Source organism: Mycobacterium sp. PTI7 (assembly GCF_056679845.1).
In genome coordinates, this window is sequence record NZ_CM155252.1 from 5,773,660 (window position 1) to 5,787,182 (window position 13,523).

Here is a 13,523-nt window from a genome sequence, read left to right on the forward strand (position 1 = left end):
TCGGCGTCGTCGTCGGGCGACATGGACGACGCCGACGCAGATCTCGGCGGGCGGGTGGGCTAGTGGTGCCCGTTCGACCCGTCGCCGTTCCCGTTGGACCCGTTGGACCCATTGCCGTTCGAGTGGCCGTTCGAGTGGCCATTCGAGTGCCCGTTGGTCGCGACCCCGTGCTCGGTGTCCTGGTACTCCTTGAGCGCGGTGAGCGCACGGCCCTCCGACGCGTGCGCGGCGTCGGTGATCGCCTTGCTCTCGGTGAGCGAGTCGGCGAACAGGAACCCGCCGGTGCCCGTCGACCCGCCGGCACCCAACTTGTTCATCCGCTTGGGCAGCGCGGCGCCCTGGTACTCCAGCGGCAGCGGGTGGCCGTGGTCGTCGACAGGGCCGAGCGGCTGGTGCAGCTCGACGTAGGCGCCGTGCGGCATCCGCTTGATGATGCCCGTCTCGATGCCGTGCTCGAGAACCGCTCTGTCACTGCGCTGCAACGCGATGCACCACCGATAGGTGAGGTAGTAGACGAGGGCGGGCAGCACCACCATGCCGATGCGGCCGATCCACGTCGTCGCGTTCAGCGAGATGTGGAACTTGAGCGCGATGATGTCGTTCACCGACGCCAGGGTCAGGACCACCCACAGCGAGATGGCCATCGCTCCGATCGCGGTGCGCACCGGTGCATCGCGGGGACGCTGAAGCAGGTTGTGGTGGCCGTTGTCGCCGTTGAACTTCCGTTCCATGAACGGGTAGACGGTGAGCATGCCCAGAACCAGGCCCATGAGCAATGCCACCCATACCGACTGCGGCACGGTGTGTCCGAAGAAGTACAACTCCCAGGGCGGGAAGACGCGCGCCAACCCGTCGGTCCACATCATGTAGAAGTCGGGCTGGCTACCGGCCGAGATCTGGGACGGCTTGTACGGACCCAGCAGCCAGATCGGGTTGATCTGCAGCAGGCCGCCCATCAGGCCCATGACTCCGACGACCATCGCGAAGAACGCACCGGACTTCACCGCGAAGACGGGCATGACGCGCACGCCGACCACGTTGGTCTCGGTCCGGCCAGGACCGGGGAACTGGGTGTGCTTCTGGAACCACACCAGCGCCAGGTGAGCGCCGATGAGAGCCAGCATGATTCCCGGAATCAGAAGGATGTGCAGCGCATACAACCTCGGGATGATGATCGTGCCGGGGAAGTCTCCACCGAAGAGACCCCAGTGCAGCCAGGTGCCGATCACCGGCATGCCCAGGCTGATCGACGAGAACGCGGCGCGCAGGCCGGTGCCGGACAGCAGGTCGTCGGGCAGCGAGTAGCCGAAGTAACCCTCGAACATCGCGAGGATCAGCAGCAGCGAGCCGATGACCCAGTTCGCCTCGCGGGGCCGCCGGAACGCGCCGGTGAAGAAGATGCGTGCCAGGTGGACCATGATCGACGCCGCGAACAGCAGTGCCGCCCAGTGGTGTACCTGCCGCACGAACAGTCCGCCGCGGACCTCGAAGCTGATGTCGAGCGCGGACTCGTAGGCCTTGGACATCTGCACGCCGTTGAGCGGCTGGTAGACGCCTTCGTAGGTGACCTCGGCCATCGACGGGTCGAAGAACAGGGTCAACCACACGCCGGTGAGCAGCAGCACGATGAAGCTGTACAAAGCGATCTCACCGAGCAGGAACGACCAGTGCGTCGGGAAGACCTTGTTCAGCTGCCGCCGCACGGCTGCCGACGGGTGATAGCGCGAATCGATCGCGTTGCCCTGTGCGGCGGCGATCGATGACGTCTTGGTACTCATGTGCATCGGCTCCTAGCCCACGTACGCGGTTACCTCGAGGATGCGCTCTTTTCGCGCTTTGAACCGTTCCAGACAGCGACGTCACAGGCCGGACACATCTTCGTCGTGGGACGGCGGCGTAGGCGAGGATGACGGGGTGTCCCCGACCCTCGACGACCTCCTCGACGGGCTGCACGTGGTCGCGCTGCCGATGCGGGTTCGGTTCCGCGGCATCGACGTCCGCGAGGTCGCGTTGATCGAGGGTCCGTCGGGGTGGGGCGAGTTCGGCGCCTTCCTCGAGTACGAACCGCCGGAGGCCGCGCACTGGCTGGCGTCGGCCGTCGAGGCGGCCTACGGCGCCGCGCCGTCGCCCCTGCGCGACCGCATCCCGATCAACGCGACGGTGCCCGCCGTCGAGGCCGCCCGCGTGCCCGAGGTGCTGGCCCGATTCCCGGGTACGACCACCGCGAAGGTCAAGGTCGCCGAGCGTGGCCAGACCCTCGCCGACGACGTCGCCCGCGTCGAGGCCGTGCGCGCCGCGGTGCCGCGGGTGCGGGTCGACGCCAACGGCGGGTGGACGGTTGCGGAGGCGGTCGAGGCCGCGGCGGCGCTCACCGCGGGCGGGCCGCTCGAATACCTGGAGCAGCCGTGCGCGACGGTCGCCGAACTCGCCGAACTCCGTCGTCTGGTCGACGTGCCGGTCGCGGCCGACGAGAGCATCCGCAAGGCCGAGGACCCGCTGTACGTGGTGCGCGCCGGGGCCGCCGACGTCGCGGTCGTCAAGGTGGCGCCACTCGGCGGCATCGCGCCGCTGCTCGCCATCGCCGGCCAGATCGACGTGCCGATCGTGGTGTCCAGTGCGCTCGACACCGCTGTCGGGATGTCGCGGGGGCTCCTCGCGGCGGCGTGCCTGCCCCGGCTGCCGTACGCCTGCGGGCTCGGCACCGGCGGCCTGTTCGTGGAGGACGTCGTGGATTCCGTGCTCCCGGTGGACGGCCACCTCCCGGTCGGACCGGTGGTGCCCGACCCGGCGCGCCTCGCCGGGCTCGCCGTGTCGGCGGATCGGCGGCGGTGGTGGATCGACCGCATCCGGGCCTGTCACCTGCAGATGTGACGTAACGCTGAACGCGTGTTCACTCAAGTTTGTGCGATCGCCGCGCGGGGCAACTCGTTAGCCGAACGAACTACTTCGAGAGGCATACATGAAGCTCACACGCATCGCAGGCGTCGCCATCTGTACGACGGCCCTGTTCAGCGTCTGCGCCGTCGCACCCGCGTCGGCCATCAACAACATCAAGGGATTCGGCGTCCAGGAGACCCTCAAGGACTTCTACAGCCTGTCGAACTTCAGCAGCGAGATCGGTTACACGGTCAAGAATCTGCGGCCCAGCAGGGACGCCGTGCCCTACCCGGTCGGCGGCCGGCTGTACGAGGCGAACGTGACCACCGACGCCGTCGTCGGCACCGTCACGCCGAAGGTCGGCAACTTCCTCGCCCGCACCGCGAACGGCGCCGACTACCGCGCCCTCAACGTGTCCACCCTGAGCGGCGCACCGCTCGGCCAGGGCGGCAGCAACTCGGGCAAGCTCTACTTCGACGTCGTCGGCGAGAACCCGGACAGCGTCATCTTCAACGACAACTTCCAGGACATGCTCGGCTGGGTGGGCACGCAGCCCGTCGACCCCGCCGAGACGGTGCCCGGCTCGAGCAGCGGCGGCGGATCGTCGACCGACGGAGCGTCGTCGTCCGGTGGCGAGTCCGGCAGCAGCGCGGGCGTGAACGGTTCCACCGGGCCGAACCTGGCCACCCCGCCGTCGATCAGCAACGGCGCCCAGAACGGCCCGTACGGACCGGCGGGCGGTACCCCGCCGGTGGGCGGCAACTAGCAGGTCCTCGCCGACGCCCGCCGTCGTGTCCTGATCCGTGGGGTCCACGGCGTAGACGACACGGCGGCGGGCGTTGACACTGAAGGCGTGCGACTGTCGGTGGTCATCCTGGGGTTCGAGGGCGTGCAGGGCCTCGACCTCGTCGGGCCGTTCGACGTCTTCACCGGAGCATCCGCGTGCCTGGGGCCGGCCGGCGCCACCGACGGCTACGACGTCAGCGTCGTCTCCGTCGGGGGACTGCCCGTCGGCACGGGCACCGGCCTCCAGCTCGTCGCCCAGCCCCTGCCCGCACCGGGCGCCCCGATCGACACCGTCGTCCTGCCCGGCGGCCGCGGCGTCGAGGCGGCGCGGCGCGACCCCGCCGTCATCGCCTGGATCCAGGCGGTCGCGAAGACCGCCCGCCGCGTCGTCAGCGTCTGCAACGGCGCCCTCCTCGCCGCCGAGGCCGGCCTGCTGGACGGCTGCACCGCCACCACGCACTGGTCCTTCGCCGCGCAACTGGCCGACGAGTTCCCGGCCATCGACGTCGATCCCGAGCCCATCTTCGTGCGCAGCTCCGAGACGGTCTGGACGGCCGCGGGCGTCACCGCGGGCATCGACCTGTCCCTCGCGCTCGTCGAGGCCGACCACGGCACCGACGTCGCGCAGACCGTCGCCCGCTTCCTGGTGCTGTACCTCCGCAGGCCCGGCGGCCAGACCCAGTTCGCCGCACCGGTCTGGATGCCGCGCGCCAGGCGCGAACCCATCCGGGACGTGCAGGAGGCCATCGAGTCCGAACCCGGCGGCGCCCACGCGGTCGCCGACCTGGCCCGCCGCGCCGCCATGAGTCCGCGGCACTTCACCCGCGTGTTCACCGACGAGGTGGGGGAGGCCCCGGGCGCCTACGTCGAACGCGTGCGCACCGAGGCGGCGCGCCGTCAGCTCACCGAGACCGATGACACCGTCACGGTGATCGCCGCGCGCTGCGGCTTCGGTACCTCGGAGACCATGCGCCGCAACTTCATTCGCCGGATCGGCATCTCGCCCGACCAGTACCGCCGCAGCTTCGCCTGACCATCGAGAGGAAACGTCATGCAGATCGCCGTCGTGCTCTACCCGGGGTTCACCGCCCTGGACTTCATCGGCCCCTACGAGATCCTGCGCAGCCTGCCCGACGCCGAGATGCGCTTCGTCTGGCACGAGACCGGCCCCATCGCCGCTGACTCCGCCGTCCTGCTCGTCGGCGCCACCCACACGTTCGACGAGACCCCCTCGCCCGACGTGATCGTGGTGCCCGGCGGCCCCGCCACCATGGAGCACTGCCGCGACGAGGTGGTACTCGACTGGTTGCGCCGCGCGCACCAGACGACCACGTGGACCACCTCGGTGTGCACGGGCTCGCTGCTGCTGGCCGCGGCCGGCCTGCTGGAGGGGCGCCGCGCCACGTCGCACTGGAGCGCGCTGCCGATGCTCAAGGCGTTCGGCGTGACGCCCGTCGGCGACCAGCGGGTCGTCCACGAGGGCAAGCTCGTCACGGCCGCGGGCGTGTCAGCGGGGCTCGACATGGCGATGTGGCTGGCCGGTGAGATCGCCGGTGAGGCCAAGGCGAAGGTCATCCAGCTCGTCATCGAGTACGACCCGCAGCCGCCCTTCGACTCCGGCCACATGTCCAAGGCGTCGACCGCGACGAAGGCCGCCGCCACCGCGGAGCTGACCAGGGACCTGGTGACGACCGGCCAGATCACGGCGCCCGTGCGACTGCTCTGGGACCGCGCGATCGGCAAGGCACGCGCCCGTACCCGGTGATTCGTGGAGACTTTCCGGCGCTCACCGCCGGTAAGACTCCACAACTCGCAGTCGGTAGGGTCGGCCGGGTGAATTTGGCCTACTCCGACCGCGGAACCGGCGACCCCGTCCTCTTCATCGCCGGCCGGGGTGGCGCGGGCCGCACGTGGCATCTGCACCAGGTCCCGGCGTTCCAGCGGGCCGGCTACCGCGTCGTCACGTTCGACAACCGCGGCATCGGCGCCACCGAGAACGCGACCGGCTTCACCACCGCCACCATGGTCAACGACACCGCGGCGCTCATCGAGGAACTCGACCTGGCGCCGGTCCGCATCGTCAGCGTGTCGATGGGCTCGTTCATCGCCCAGGAGCTGATGCTGGCCCGTCCCGAGCTGGTGCGGTCGGCGGCCCTGCTGGCCACCCGCGGCCGCGAGGACCGCACCCGCGAGTTCAGCCGGGCCGCCGAGCGCGAACTGCACGACGCCGGCATCGAGCTGCCGCCCGCGTTCGACGCCAAGCTGCGGCTGCTCGAGGGCTTCTCGCCCAAGACGCTGAACGACGACGCAGTGGTCCGGGACTGGATCGACATGTTCACCATGTGGCCCACCAGGATGACGCCGGGGCTCAAGGCACAGATCGACGTCGCCCCGGACGGCAACCGGTTGTCGGCCTACCGCAGCATCGCGGCGCCGGTCCTGGTGGTCGGTTTCGCCGACGACATCATGCTGCCCGCCTACCTCGGCCGCGAGGTCGCCGATGCGCTGCCGAACGGCCGCTACCTGCGGATACCCGACACCGGCCACCTCGGATTCATCGAACGGCCGGAGGCCGTCAACGCCGCCATCCTGGAGTTCTTCGGGTCCGGGGTCTGACCCCCTCACCTCGCCCACGGAGCTACCTCCCGGTGTTGTGACACGCTGTAGTAGTGGAGGACCGATGAACCCATCGACGACGCAGGCCCGCATCGTCGTCGACGAACTCATCCGCGGCGGCGTCCGCGACGTGGTGCTGTGCCCCGGCTCGCGCAACGCCCCGCTGGCCTTCGCGCTCGAGCACGCCGACCGGCACGGCCGCCTGCGGCTGCACGTCCGCATCGACGAACGCACCGCGGGCTTCCTGGCCATCGGGCTCGCGGTCGCCGCGGGCTCGCCGGTGTGCGTGGCGATGACCTCCGGCACCGCCGTCGCCAACCTGGGCCCCGCCGTCGTCGAGGCGAACTACGCCCGCGTCCCGCTGATCGTGCTGAGCGCCAACCGGCCCTACGAACTCCTCGGCACCGGCTCGAACCAGACCATGGAGCAGCTCGGCTACTTCGGCACCCAGGTCCGCGAGACCATCAGCCTGGGCCTGGCCGAGGACGCGCCGGACAAGCTGGCCGCGCTCAACGCCCAGTGGCGGTCCTCGACGTGCCGGGTTCTGATCGCCGCCAAGGGATCTCGCAGCGCCAACGCCGGACCCGTGCAGTTCGACATCCCGCTGCGCGAGCCGCTGGTGCCGAGCGTGGGCCAGGCCGACGACGACGAGGCACCCGCCGGTAGGCCCGACGGCAAGCCGTGGACGTACACCCCGGCCGTCAGCTTCGACCAGCCGCTCGACGTCGACCTCACCCTCGACACCGTGGTCATCGCCGGCCACGGCGCGGGCGTGCACCCCAACCTGGCCGGCCTGCCGACGGTCGCCGAGCCCACCGCGCCGCCGGCCGCCAACCCGCTGCATCCGCTCGCGCTGCCGCTGGTGTCGCCGAAGCAGGTGATCATGCTCGGCCGCCCGACGCTGCATCGCCCGGTGTCGACGCTGCTCGCCGATCCGTCGGTGCCGGTCTACGCGCTCACCACCGGCCCGCGCTGGCCCGACGTGTCCGGCAACTCGCAGGCCACCGGCACCCGCGCGGTCACCAGCGGCACTCCCGATCCGGCCTGGCTCGCGCGCTGCGCCGAGCTGAACGCCGTCGCCGTCGAGGCGGTCCGCGACCACCTCGCGACCCACCAGGTGACCACGGGTCTGCACGTCGCCGCGCGGGTCGTGGACGCGCTGCGCGACGGCGACCAGCTGGTGCTGGGCGCCAGCAACCCGGTGCGCGACGCGGCACTGGTGGGCCTCAATCGGCGCGGCGTGTCGGTGCGGTCCAACCGCGGCGTCGCGGGCATCGACGGGACGGTGTCGACGGCGATCGGTGCGGCGCTGGCCCACGAGCGGACCGGCGATCCGGCGGGCCGGGTGCCGCGCACGGTCGCGCTGCTCGGCGACCTCACGTTCGTCCACGACAGCTCCGGGCTGCTCGTCGGGCCCACCGAGCCGTCGCCCAAGAGCCTGACCATCGTGGTGTCGAACGACAACGGCGGCGGCATCTTCGAACTGCTCGAGCAGGGCGATCCGCGGTTCTCCGACGTGTCGGCACGCATCTTCGGCACCCCGCACGACGTCGACGTCGCCGCCCTGTGTCGCGCGTACCACGTCGAATCCCGTCAGGTGGAGGTCGAGCACCTCACCGACGTCCTCGCCGAACCCTTCGAGGGCATGCGGGTGCTGGAGGTGAAGGCCGACCGTTCGTCGCTGCGGGCGCTGCACGCGTCGATCCGCGCCGCGCTGCGGGACGCCCCATGATCGCGTCGGTGGTCGCCGCCGCCCGCAACGTGCGCCGCGTCCTGATCCCGCACCTGTACGGCGGCCCCAACGAGACCCGCGCGCAGTCGGTCATCCGCTGGGTCCGGATCGTGGTGGTCGTGCTGGCGTGCCTGGTGACGCTGCAGTCGGTGCTGCTGGTCGCGGGCGCCTGGCGCAACGACCGCCAGATCGAGCGGAACATGGGCGTCGCCGCGGCCGAGGTCCTCGACGCCGGGCCGCGCCGGTCCACCATCGAGTTCGTCACGCCCGACCGCATCACCTACCGGCCCGAACTCGGCGTGCTGTACCCGTCCGAACTGGACACCGGTATGCGGATCTACGTCGAGTACGACCGCAACGACCCCGATCTGGTCCGCGTGCAGGACCGCAACGCGCTGCTGGCGGTGATCCCCGCCGGGTCCACCGCGGTGCTCGGCTGGATCGTGGCGGGCATCGTGCTCGGCGGGCTCGCGCTGCTGCACCGCAGGCTGACGCGCATCGAAGCGGAGAAGACCCCCGCTCAGGACGACGTCAGCTTGGACAGCCACTCGTTGTCGTAGACGTCGAGCTTCTCGTCGTTCCGCAGGTCGTAGACGGTCGGCGTGCCGGTGTCGATCGGGTCGATCTCGTAGAGGAACTCGAAGTTCAGGTCCGAGGCGGCCACCGCGTCGAATGCCATGGCGCCCTTCGCGATCTGGGCGACCTGCGGCTCGGGGATGCCCGCCGAGCGCGCCATGTCGGCCATCTCGTCGGGGGTCGGCCCCACGCCTGCCGGATCCTGGCTCGCCCACAGTTCCTCGACGAACCGCTGGAACGCGGGACCGGTCGTCGCGCCGGCGTCGCCGCCGCCGGGGGAGACCGCCTCGAACAGCGCGTTGACCACGCGGGCCGAGTAGCCGTCGGCATCGGCGTCGAAGAACGTCAGCGGGCGGTAGGTGACGGCGATCTGACCCGTCGCGATGTAGTGCGCCAGTTCGTCGCCGAAGTCCTGCTGCAGATCGGCGCAGTGGCTGCACTGCGGTTCGGTGTAGATCTCCACCTCGGCGGGCGCGTCCTCGAACCCGGCGCGGATGCCGTACCCGTCCTCGGTGACGACGACCGGCGCCTTCACCGGGTCCGGCCGGGCGGCGCCGGTGACGTCCTTCGAGCAGCCCGCCACCAGGAACACGCTGGTGGCGACGGCGACGAGCACCCCGATCCGACGCACGAGCCCTCCTCCGGGTCGGCCCTCAGTATGCAGCGACGAGACTTCGCGTGTCGTCTTCCTCGACGCAACCTCCCGGACAGTCGGCGCTGCGACCGTATCGGGGTGCGCGTTGCGATCGTCGCGGAGAGCTTCCTCCCGAATGTCAACGGTGTCACCAACTCGGTGCTCCGGGTGATCGAGCATCTCCGCAGGACGGGGCACGAGGTGTTGGTCGTCGCCCCCGACACCCCCAGGGGCGAGGAGCCCGCGGACCGCGTCCACGACGGGGTCCGCATCCACCGGGTGCCGTCGCGGATGTTCCCGAAGGTGACCTCACTGCCGCTGGGCGTCCCGCGGCCCCGCATGGTCGGGGTGCTGCGCGGCTTCGAGCCCGACGTCGTGCACCTTGCCTCGCCCGCGCTGCTCGGGTACGGCGGACTGCACGCCGCGCGCCACCTCGGGGTGCCGACGGTGGCGGTGTTCCAGACCGACGTGGCCGGCTTCGCCGAGAGCTATGGCGCCGGGGTGATGACGCGCGCGGCGTGGGCGTGGACCCGGCACCTGCACGGCCTGGCCGACCGCACCCTCGCGCCCTCGACGTCGGCGATGGAGAACCTCGCCGCTCACCGCGTGCCACGCGTGCACCACTGGGGCCGCGGCGTCGACGTCACCGGCTACGTCCCATCCGCGCGCGACGCCGCATTGCGCGCCGCGTGGTCACCCGCCGGCAAGCCGGTCGTCGGGTTCGTGGGACGGCTCGCACCGGAGAAGCACGTGGAGCGATTGGCCGCGCTCGCCCGCCGCGACGACCTGCAGGTGGTCGTCGTCGGAGACGGCGTCGACGCGGCCAAGCTCCGCACCCTCATGCCGTCGGCGGTGTTCACCGGTGCGCTGTACGGCCCGGCACTGGCGACGGCGTACGCGAGCATGGACGTGTTCGTCCATCCCGGCGAGCACGAGACCTTCTGCCAGGCCGTGCAGGAGGCGATGGCGTCCGGGCTGCCGGTCGTCGCGCCGAACGCGGGCGGTCCCCGGGACCTCGTCGCCCCGATGCACACCGGCCTGCTGCTCGACGTCGGTGAGTTCGAGGCCAAGCTGTCCGGCGCAGTGGACCACCTGCTGGCCGAGCGGCAGCGGTACTCGATCGCGGCGCGACGCAGCGTGCTCGGCCGCACCTGGCCCGCGGTGTGCGCGCAGCTCGTGGGCCACTACGAGGACGTGCTGGGGTTGCGCGGGGTGCGCGCGGCCTGAGCGATTCGTGCACCCGGCCGCTCTGAACGCAGCCGCGCTCACCGCGGGTGCGCGTGCACGGGTCCGAGGTGCGGCGCCGTGACGCCCGGTCCGGGGATGTGGACCCGTGCCCGCCTCTGAGCGACAACTCGCGACACCGGCTGCGAGCGCGGCGGTTGTCGCGAGTTGTCGCTACGAGGTGGGCAGTTCGACCGGACGGTTCCCGCGCTCCCAAGCCCCTGCGCTCCCCAGCCCGCGTTCTCAGCCCTGAGCCAGCTCCGCGACGTCCTGCCACTGCTCCCACGTCGCCAGCCGGCTCTCGTAGTCGGCCTTGGCCAGGGAGAGCGGCATCGCGCCGAAGAACACGCGCAGCGGCGGCGGGGACGCGTCGACGACCTTGAGGATCGCCTTCGCCGACGCCGTCGGATCACCGGGTGCCGGCATCCGTTCGGCGCGCTTGCGGTTGGCCTCCTCGTGCACCTCGGCGTAGTCCGGCAGTTCGGCGGCGCGCTTGGCCGACGGGCCCGCCCAGTCCGTCGAGAACCCACCCGGCTCGATCAGCGTGACGTGGATGCCGAAGCTCTCCACCTCCTGCGCGAGCGACTGCGAGAAGCCCTCGAGCGCCCACTTGGACGCGTGGTAGATCCCGACGTTCTGGAACGCTGTGATGCCGCCGATCGACGACACCTGCACGATGTGCCCGCTGCGCTGCGCCCGCAGGAACGGCAGCGCGGCCTGCGTCACCCACAGCGCGCCGAACACGTTCGTCTCGATCTGGTCGCGCGCCTCGGCCTCGGTCAACTCCTCGATGAACCCGAACTGTCCGTAGCCGGCGTTGTTCACCACGATGTCGAGCCGACCGAAGTGATCGTGTGCCTGCTGCACCGCCGCGAAGTCCGCGTCGCGGTCGGTCACGTCCAGACGGATGGGGAGCAGCGCGTCGCCGTACTTTGCCACCAGGTCGTCGAGCGTGGCGGTGTCGCGTGCGGTGGCGGCCACCTTGTCGCCGCGCTCGAGCGCCGCGATCGACCACTCCCGCCCGAATCCGCGCGATGCGCCGGTGATGAACCAGATCTTCTCGGCCATGTCGTCTCCTCGTGTCACGTATGGATCGGTCGTCTTCGTGTCATCAACGTCACCATCGGCCACCCATTCCCGAATCGGGACGATTCGCAGGTAGCTTTGATCTGGTGAGCAGGGCGTCGCTGGAGAAGAACCCGCACGAGGTCGCGTCGATGTTCGACGGGGTCGCCCGCCGGTACGACATCACGAACACGGTGCTGTCCCTCGGCCAGGACCGGTCGTGGCGGCGCGCGACGCGATCGGCGCTCGGCATCGGCCCGGGGGACCGCGTCCTCGACCTCGCCGCAGGTACCGCCGTCTCGACCGTCGAACTGGCCGAGTCCGGCGCGTGGTGCGTCGCCGCCGACTTCTCCGTCGGCATGTTGGCCGCGGGCGCCGCCCGTCCGGTGCCGAAGGTGGCCGGCGACGCGACGCGGCTGCCGTTCGCCGACGACACGTTCGACGCCGTCACGATCAGCTTCGGCATCCGCAACGTGAACCCCTACCCCGAGGGTCTGCGGGAGATGGCGCGCGTGACCCGGCCCGGCGGCCGCCTGGTGGTGTGCGAGTTCTCCACGCCCACGAACAAGCCGTTCGCGACGGTCTACAAGGAGTACCTGATGCAGGCGCTTCCGCGGATGGCCACCATGGTGTCGTCCAACCCCGACGCCTACGTCTACCTGGCCGAGTCGATCCGCGCCTGGCCCACGCAACCGCAACTGGCCCAACAGATCTCGGATGCGGGCTGGTCGGCGGTTCGCTGGCGCAACCTTACCGGTGGCATCGTCGCACTGCACTCCGCCATCAAACCGGCCTGACAGCAAAGCCGAATCCCGCTCTCGGCAGCGGTCTTTCGTGTCCGAACCTCCGAGGACCTGTAGAGACGACAGATGCCGGGTGCCCCTGAAGAACGGCACCCGGCATCTGACGTGTGGTACTTAAGCGCCCAGCGTGCGCTGGATGTCCGGCTTCATCGCGTTGAGCTGCGATCCCCAGTAACCCCAGCCGTGGGTTCCGTTCGGCGGGAAGTTGAAGGTCCCGTTGCTCCCACCGTCAGCGGTGTACGCGTTCTGGAAGGCGCGGTTGCTGTCCTGGGTGATGTTCTCCAGCAGCTGGCCGGCGATGTCGCCGCCGCCACCGAGGTCACCCGGTCGACCGTTGCCGGTGTAGACCCAGATGCGGGTGCCGTTGGAGACGAGGCGCTGCGCCTGCAGCGTCGGGTCGTTGCGCTGCCATGCCGGACCGCCACCGGGTCCCCACATCGCGCCGGCGTCGAAGCCGCCGGCGTCACGCATCGCGAAGCCGACCAGCGTCGGCCAGATGCCCTGCGACAGGTTCAGGAAGCCCGAGAGCGAGCCGGCATAGCTGAACTGGCCCGGGTGGTAGGCCGCGAGGATCAGTGCGGCGCTGCCCGACATCGACAGACCGACGACGGCGTTGCCACTCTGCGAGATGCCCTTGTTGGCCGCCAAGTAGTTCGGCAGCTCCGAGGTCAGGAACGTCTCCCACTGGTAGGTCTGGGTGGTTCCGTTGCCGACGGCCGGGTTCTGCCAGTTGGTGTAGAAGCTCGACATGCCACCGACGGGCATGACCACCGAGAGGCCGGACTCGAAGTAGTTCTCGAACGCCGCGGTCTCGATGTCCCAGCCGCTGTTGTCGTCGCGGGCGCGCAAGCCGTCGAGCAGGTAGACGGCCTTGGGGCCGCCGCCCTGGAATCGGACGGGGATGTCGCGGCCCATCGCCGCGGACGGCACCATCAGGGTCTCGACGGGCAGGCCGGGGCGTGAGTACGCCGAGGCGGTGGCGCTGCCACCGACCACGGCGATCAGGCCGGGGAGCATCAGCGCCGCCGCGGCGACGACCGTCGCCCGGCGGAGCAAGTTCTTGAGTTGGGTCATGAGTTCGCACATCCTTTACGACCGGCCGGAATGCCGGGTCGAATCGTGTTCCATGAATTGCCGACGCCAGCAGTCCGTCGCAGGCGGGCGGGGACGCTACTTGCTTGGCGCCTCACCCGGGAATGTCGCCTCGGGC

13 protein-coding genes are annotated in these 13,523 nt (G+C 70.5%); 9 read left to right on the top strand and 4 right to left on the bottom strand.

The features are described from left to right. Positions 1-59: 59 nt before the first annotated feature. Positions 60-1,778, bottom strand: a complete 1,719-nt coding sequence (gene qcrB, locus AC1MEY_RS27840; protein WP_480228550.1) for a cytochrome bc1 complex cytochrome b subunit — start codon at positions 1,776-1,778, stop codon at positions 60-62. Positions 1,779-1,968: 190 nt separating this feature from the next. Between qcrB and AC1MEY_RS27845 the strand changes: the two genes are divergently transcribed. The 7 genes from AC1MEY_RS27845 to AC1MEY_RS27875 all read left to right on the top strand — a co-directional run bounded on the left by AC1MEY_RS27845 (position 1,969) and on the right by AC1MEY_RS27875 (position 8,571). Next, positions 1,969-2,871, top strand: coding sequence for an o-succinylbenzoate synthase (locus AC1MEY_RS27845; RefSeq protein ID WP_480231708.1), 903 nt, complete (start codon positions 1,969-1,971; stop codon positions 2,869-2,871). 88 nt (positions 2,872-2,959) lie between these two features. After that, on the top strand, positions 2,960-3,643 hold the full coding sequence (locus tag AC1MEY_RS27850) for a DUF1942 domain-containing protein (protein ID WP_480228551.1): 684 nt from the start codon (positions 2,960-2,962) through the stop codon (positions 3,641-3,643). 87 nt (positions 3,644-3,730) lie between these two features. Further along, positions 3,731-4,696 carry a GlxA family transcriptional regulator gene (locus AC1MEY_RS27855; RefSeq protein WP_480228552.1) on the top strand — a complete coding sequence of 322 codons (966 nt, stop codon included), beginning with the start codon at positions 3,731-3,733 and terminating at the stop codon, positions 4,694-4,696. Between the two features lie 18 nt (positions 4,697-4,714). Next, positions 4,715-5,428, top strand: a complete 714-nt coding sequence (locus AC1MEY_RS27860; protein ID WP_480228553.1) for a DJ-1/PfpI family protein — start codon at positions 4,715-4,717, stop codon at positions 5,426-5,428. A 68-nt stretch (positions 5,429-5,496) separates the two neighbouring features. Then, entirely contained in the window at positions 5,497-6,279 is a 783-nt protein-coding gene (locus tag AC1MEY_RS27865; protein WP_480228554.1) for an alpha/beta fold hydrolase, read from the top strand. Positions 6,280-6,343: 64 nt separating this feature from the next. Then, positions 6,344-8,011 carry a 2-succinyl-5-enolpyruvyl-6-hydroxy-3-cyclohexene-1-carboxylic-acid synthase gene (menD, locus tag AC1MEY_RS27870; RefSeq protein WP_480228555.1) on the top strand — a complete coding sequence of 556 codons (1,668 nt, stop codon included), beginning with the start codon at positions 6,344-6,346 and terminating at the stop codon, positions 8,009-8,011. After that, entirely contained in the window at positions 8,008-8,571 is a 564-nt protein-coding gene (locus AC1MEY_RS27875) for a DUF3592 domain-containing protein (protein ID WP_480228556.1), read from the top strand. Before menD ends, AC1MEY_RS27875 begins: the two co-directional genes overlap by 4 nt. On the opposite strand, the gene AC1MEY_RS27880 is transcribed toward AC1MEY_RS27875, so the two are convergent. Then, on the bottom strand, positions 8,532-9,218 hold the full coding sequence (locus AC1MEY_RS27880; protein WP_480228557.1) for a DsbA family protein: 687 nt from the start codon (positions 9,216-9,218) through the stop codon (positions 8,532-8,534). The genes AC1MEY_RS27875 and AC1MEY_RS27880 overlap by 40 nt on opposite strands. Positions 9,219-9,320: 102 nt before the next feature. Between AC1MEY_RS27880 and AC1MEY_RS27885 the strand changes: the two genes are divergently transcribed. Further along, positions 9,321-10,448 carry a glycosyltransferase family 4 protein gene (locus AC1MEY_RS27885; RefSeq protein WP_480228558.1) on the top strand — a complete coding sequence of 376 codons (1,128 nt, stop codon included), beginning with the start codon at positions 9,321-9,323 and terminating at the stop codon, positions 10,446-10,448. Positions 10,449-10,688: 240 nt separating this feature from the next. Here the strand turns inward: AC1MEY_RS27885 and AC1MEY_RS27890 are convergent, their stop codons facing one another. Next, entirely contained in the window at positions 10,689-11,513 is an 825-nt protein-coding gene (locus AC1MEY_RS27890; RefSeq protein WP_480228559.1) for an SDR family oxidoreductase, read from the bottom strand. Between the two features lie 104 nt (positions 11,514-11,617). Between AC1MEY_RS27890 and AC1MEY_RS27895 the strand changes: the two genes are divergently transcribed. After that, positions 11,618-12,307 (top strand): demethylmenaquinone methyltransferase, encoded by a 690-nt coding sequence (locus AC1MEY_RS27895; protein ID WP_480228560.1) that lies wholly within the window; start codon positions 11,618-11,620, stop codon positions 12,305-12,307. Positions 12,308-12,427: 120 nt separating this feature from the next. Here the strand turns inward: AC1MEY_RS27895 and AC1MEY_RS27900 are convergent, their stop codons facing one another. Next, positions 12,428-13,387, bottom strand: a complete 960-nt coding sequence (locus AC1MEY_RS27900) for an alpha/beta hydrolase (RefSeq protein ID WP_480228561.1) — start codon at positions 13,385-13,387, stop codon at positions 12,428-12,430. Between the last annotated feature and the right edge of the window lie 136 nt (positions 13,388-13,523).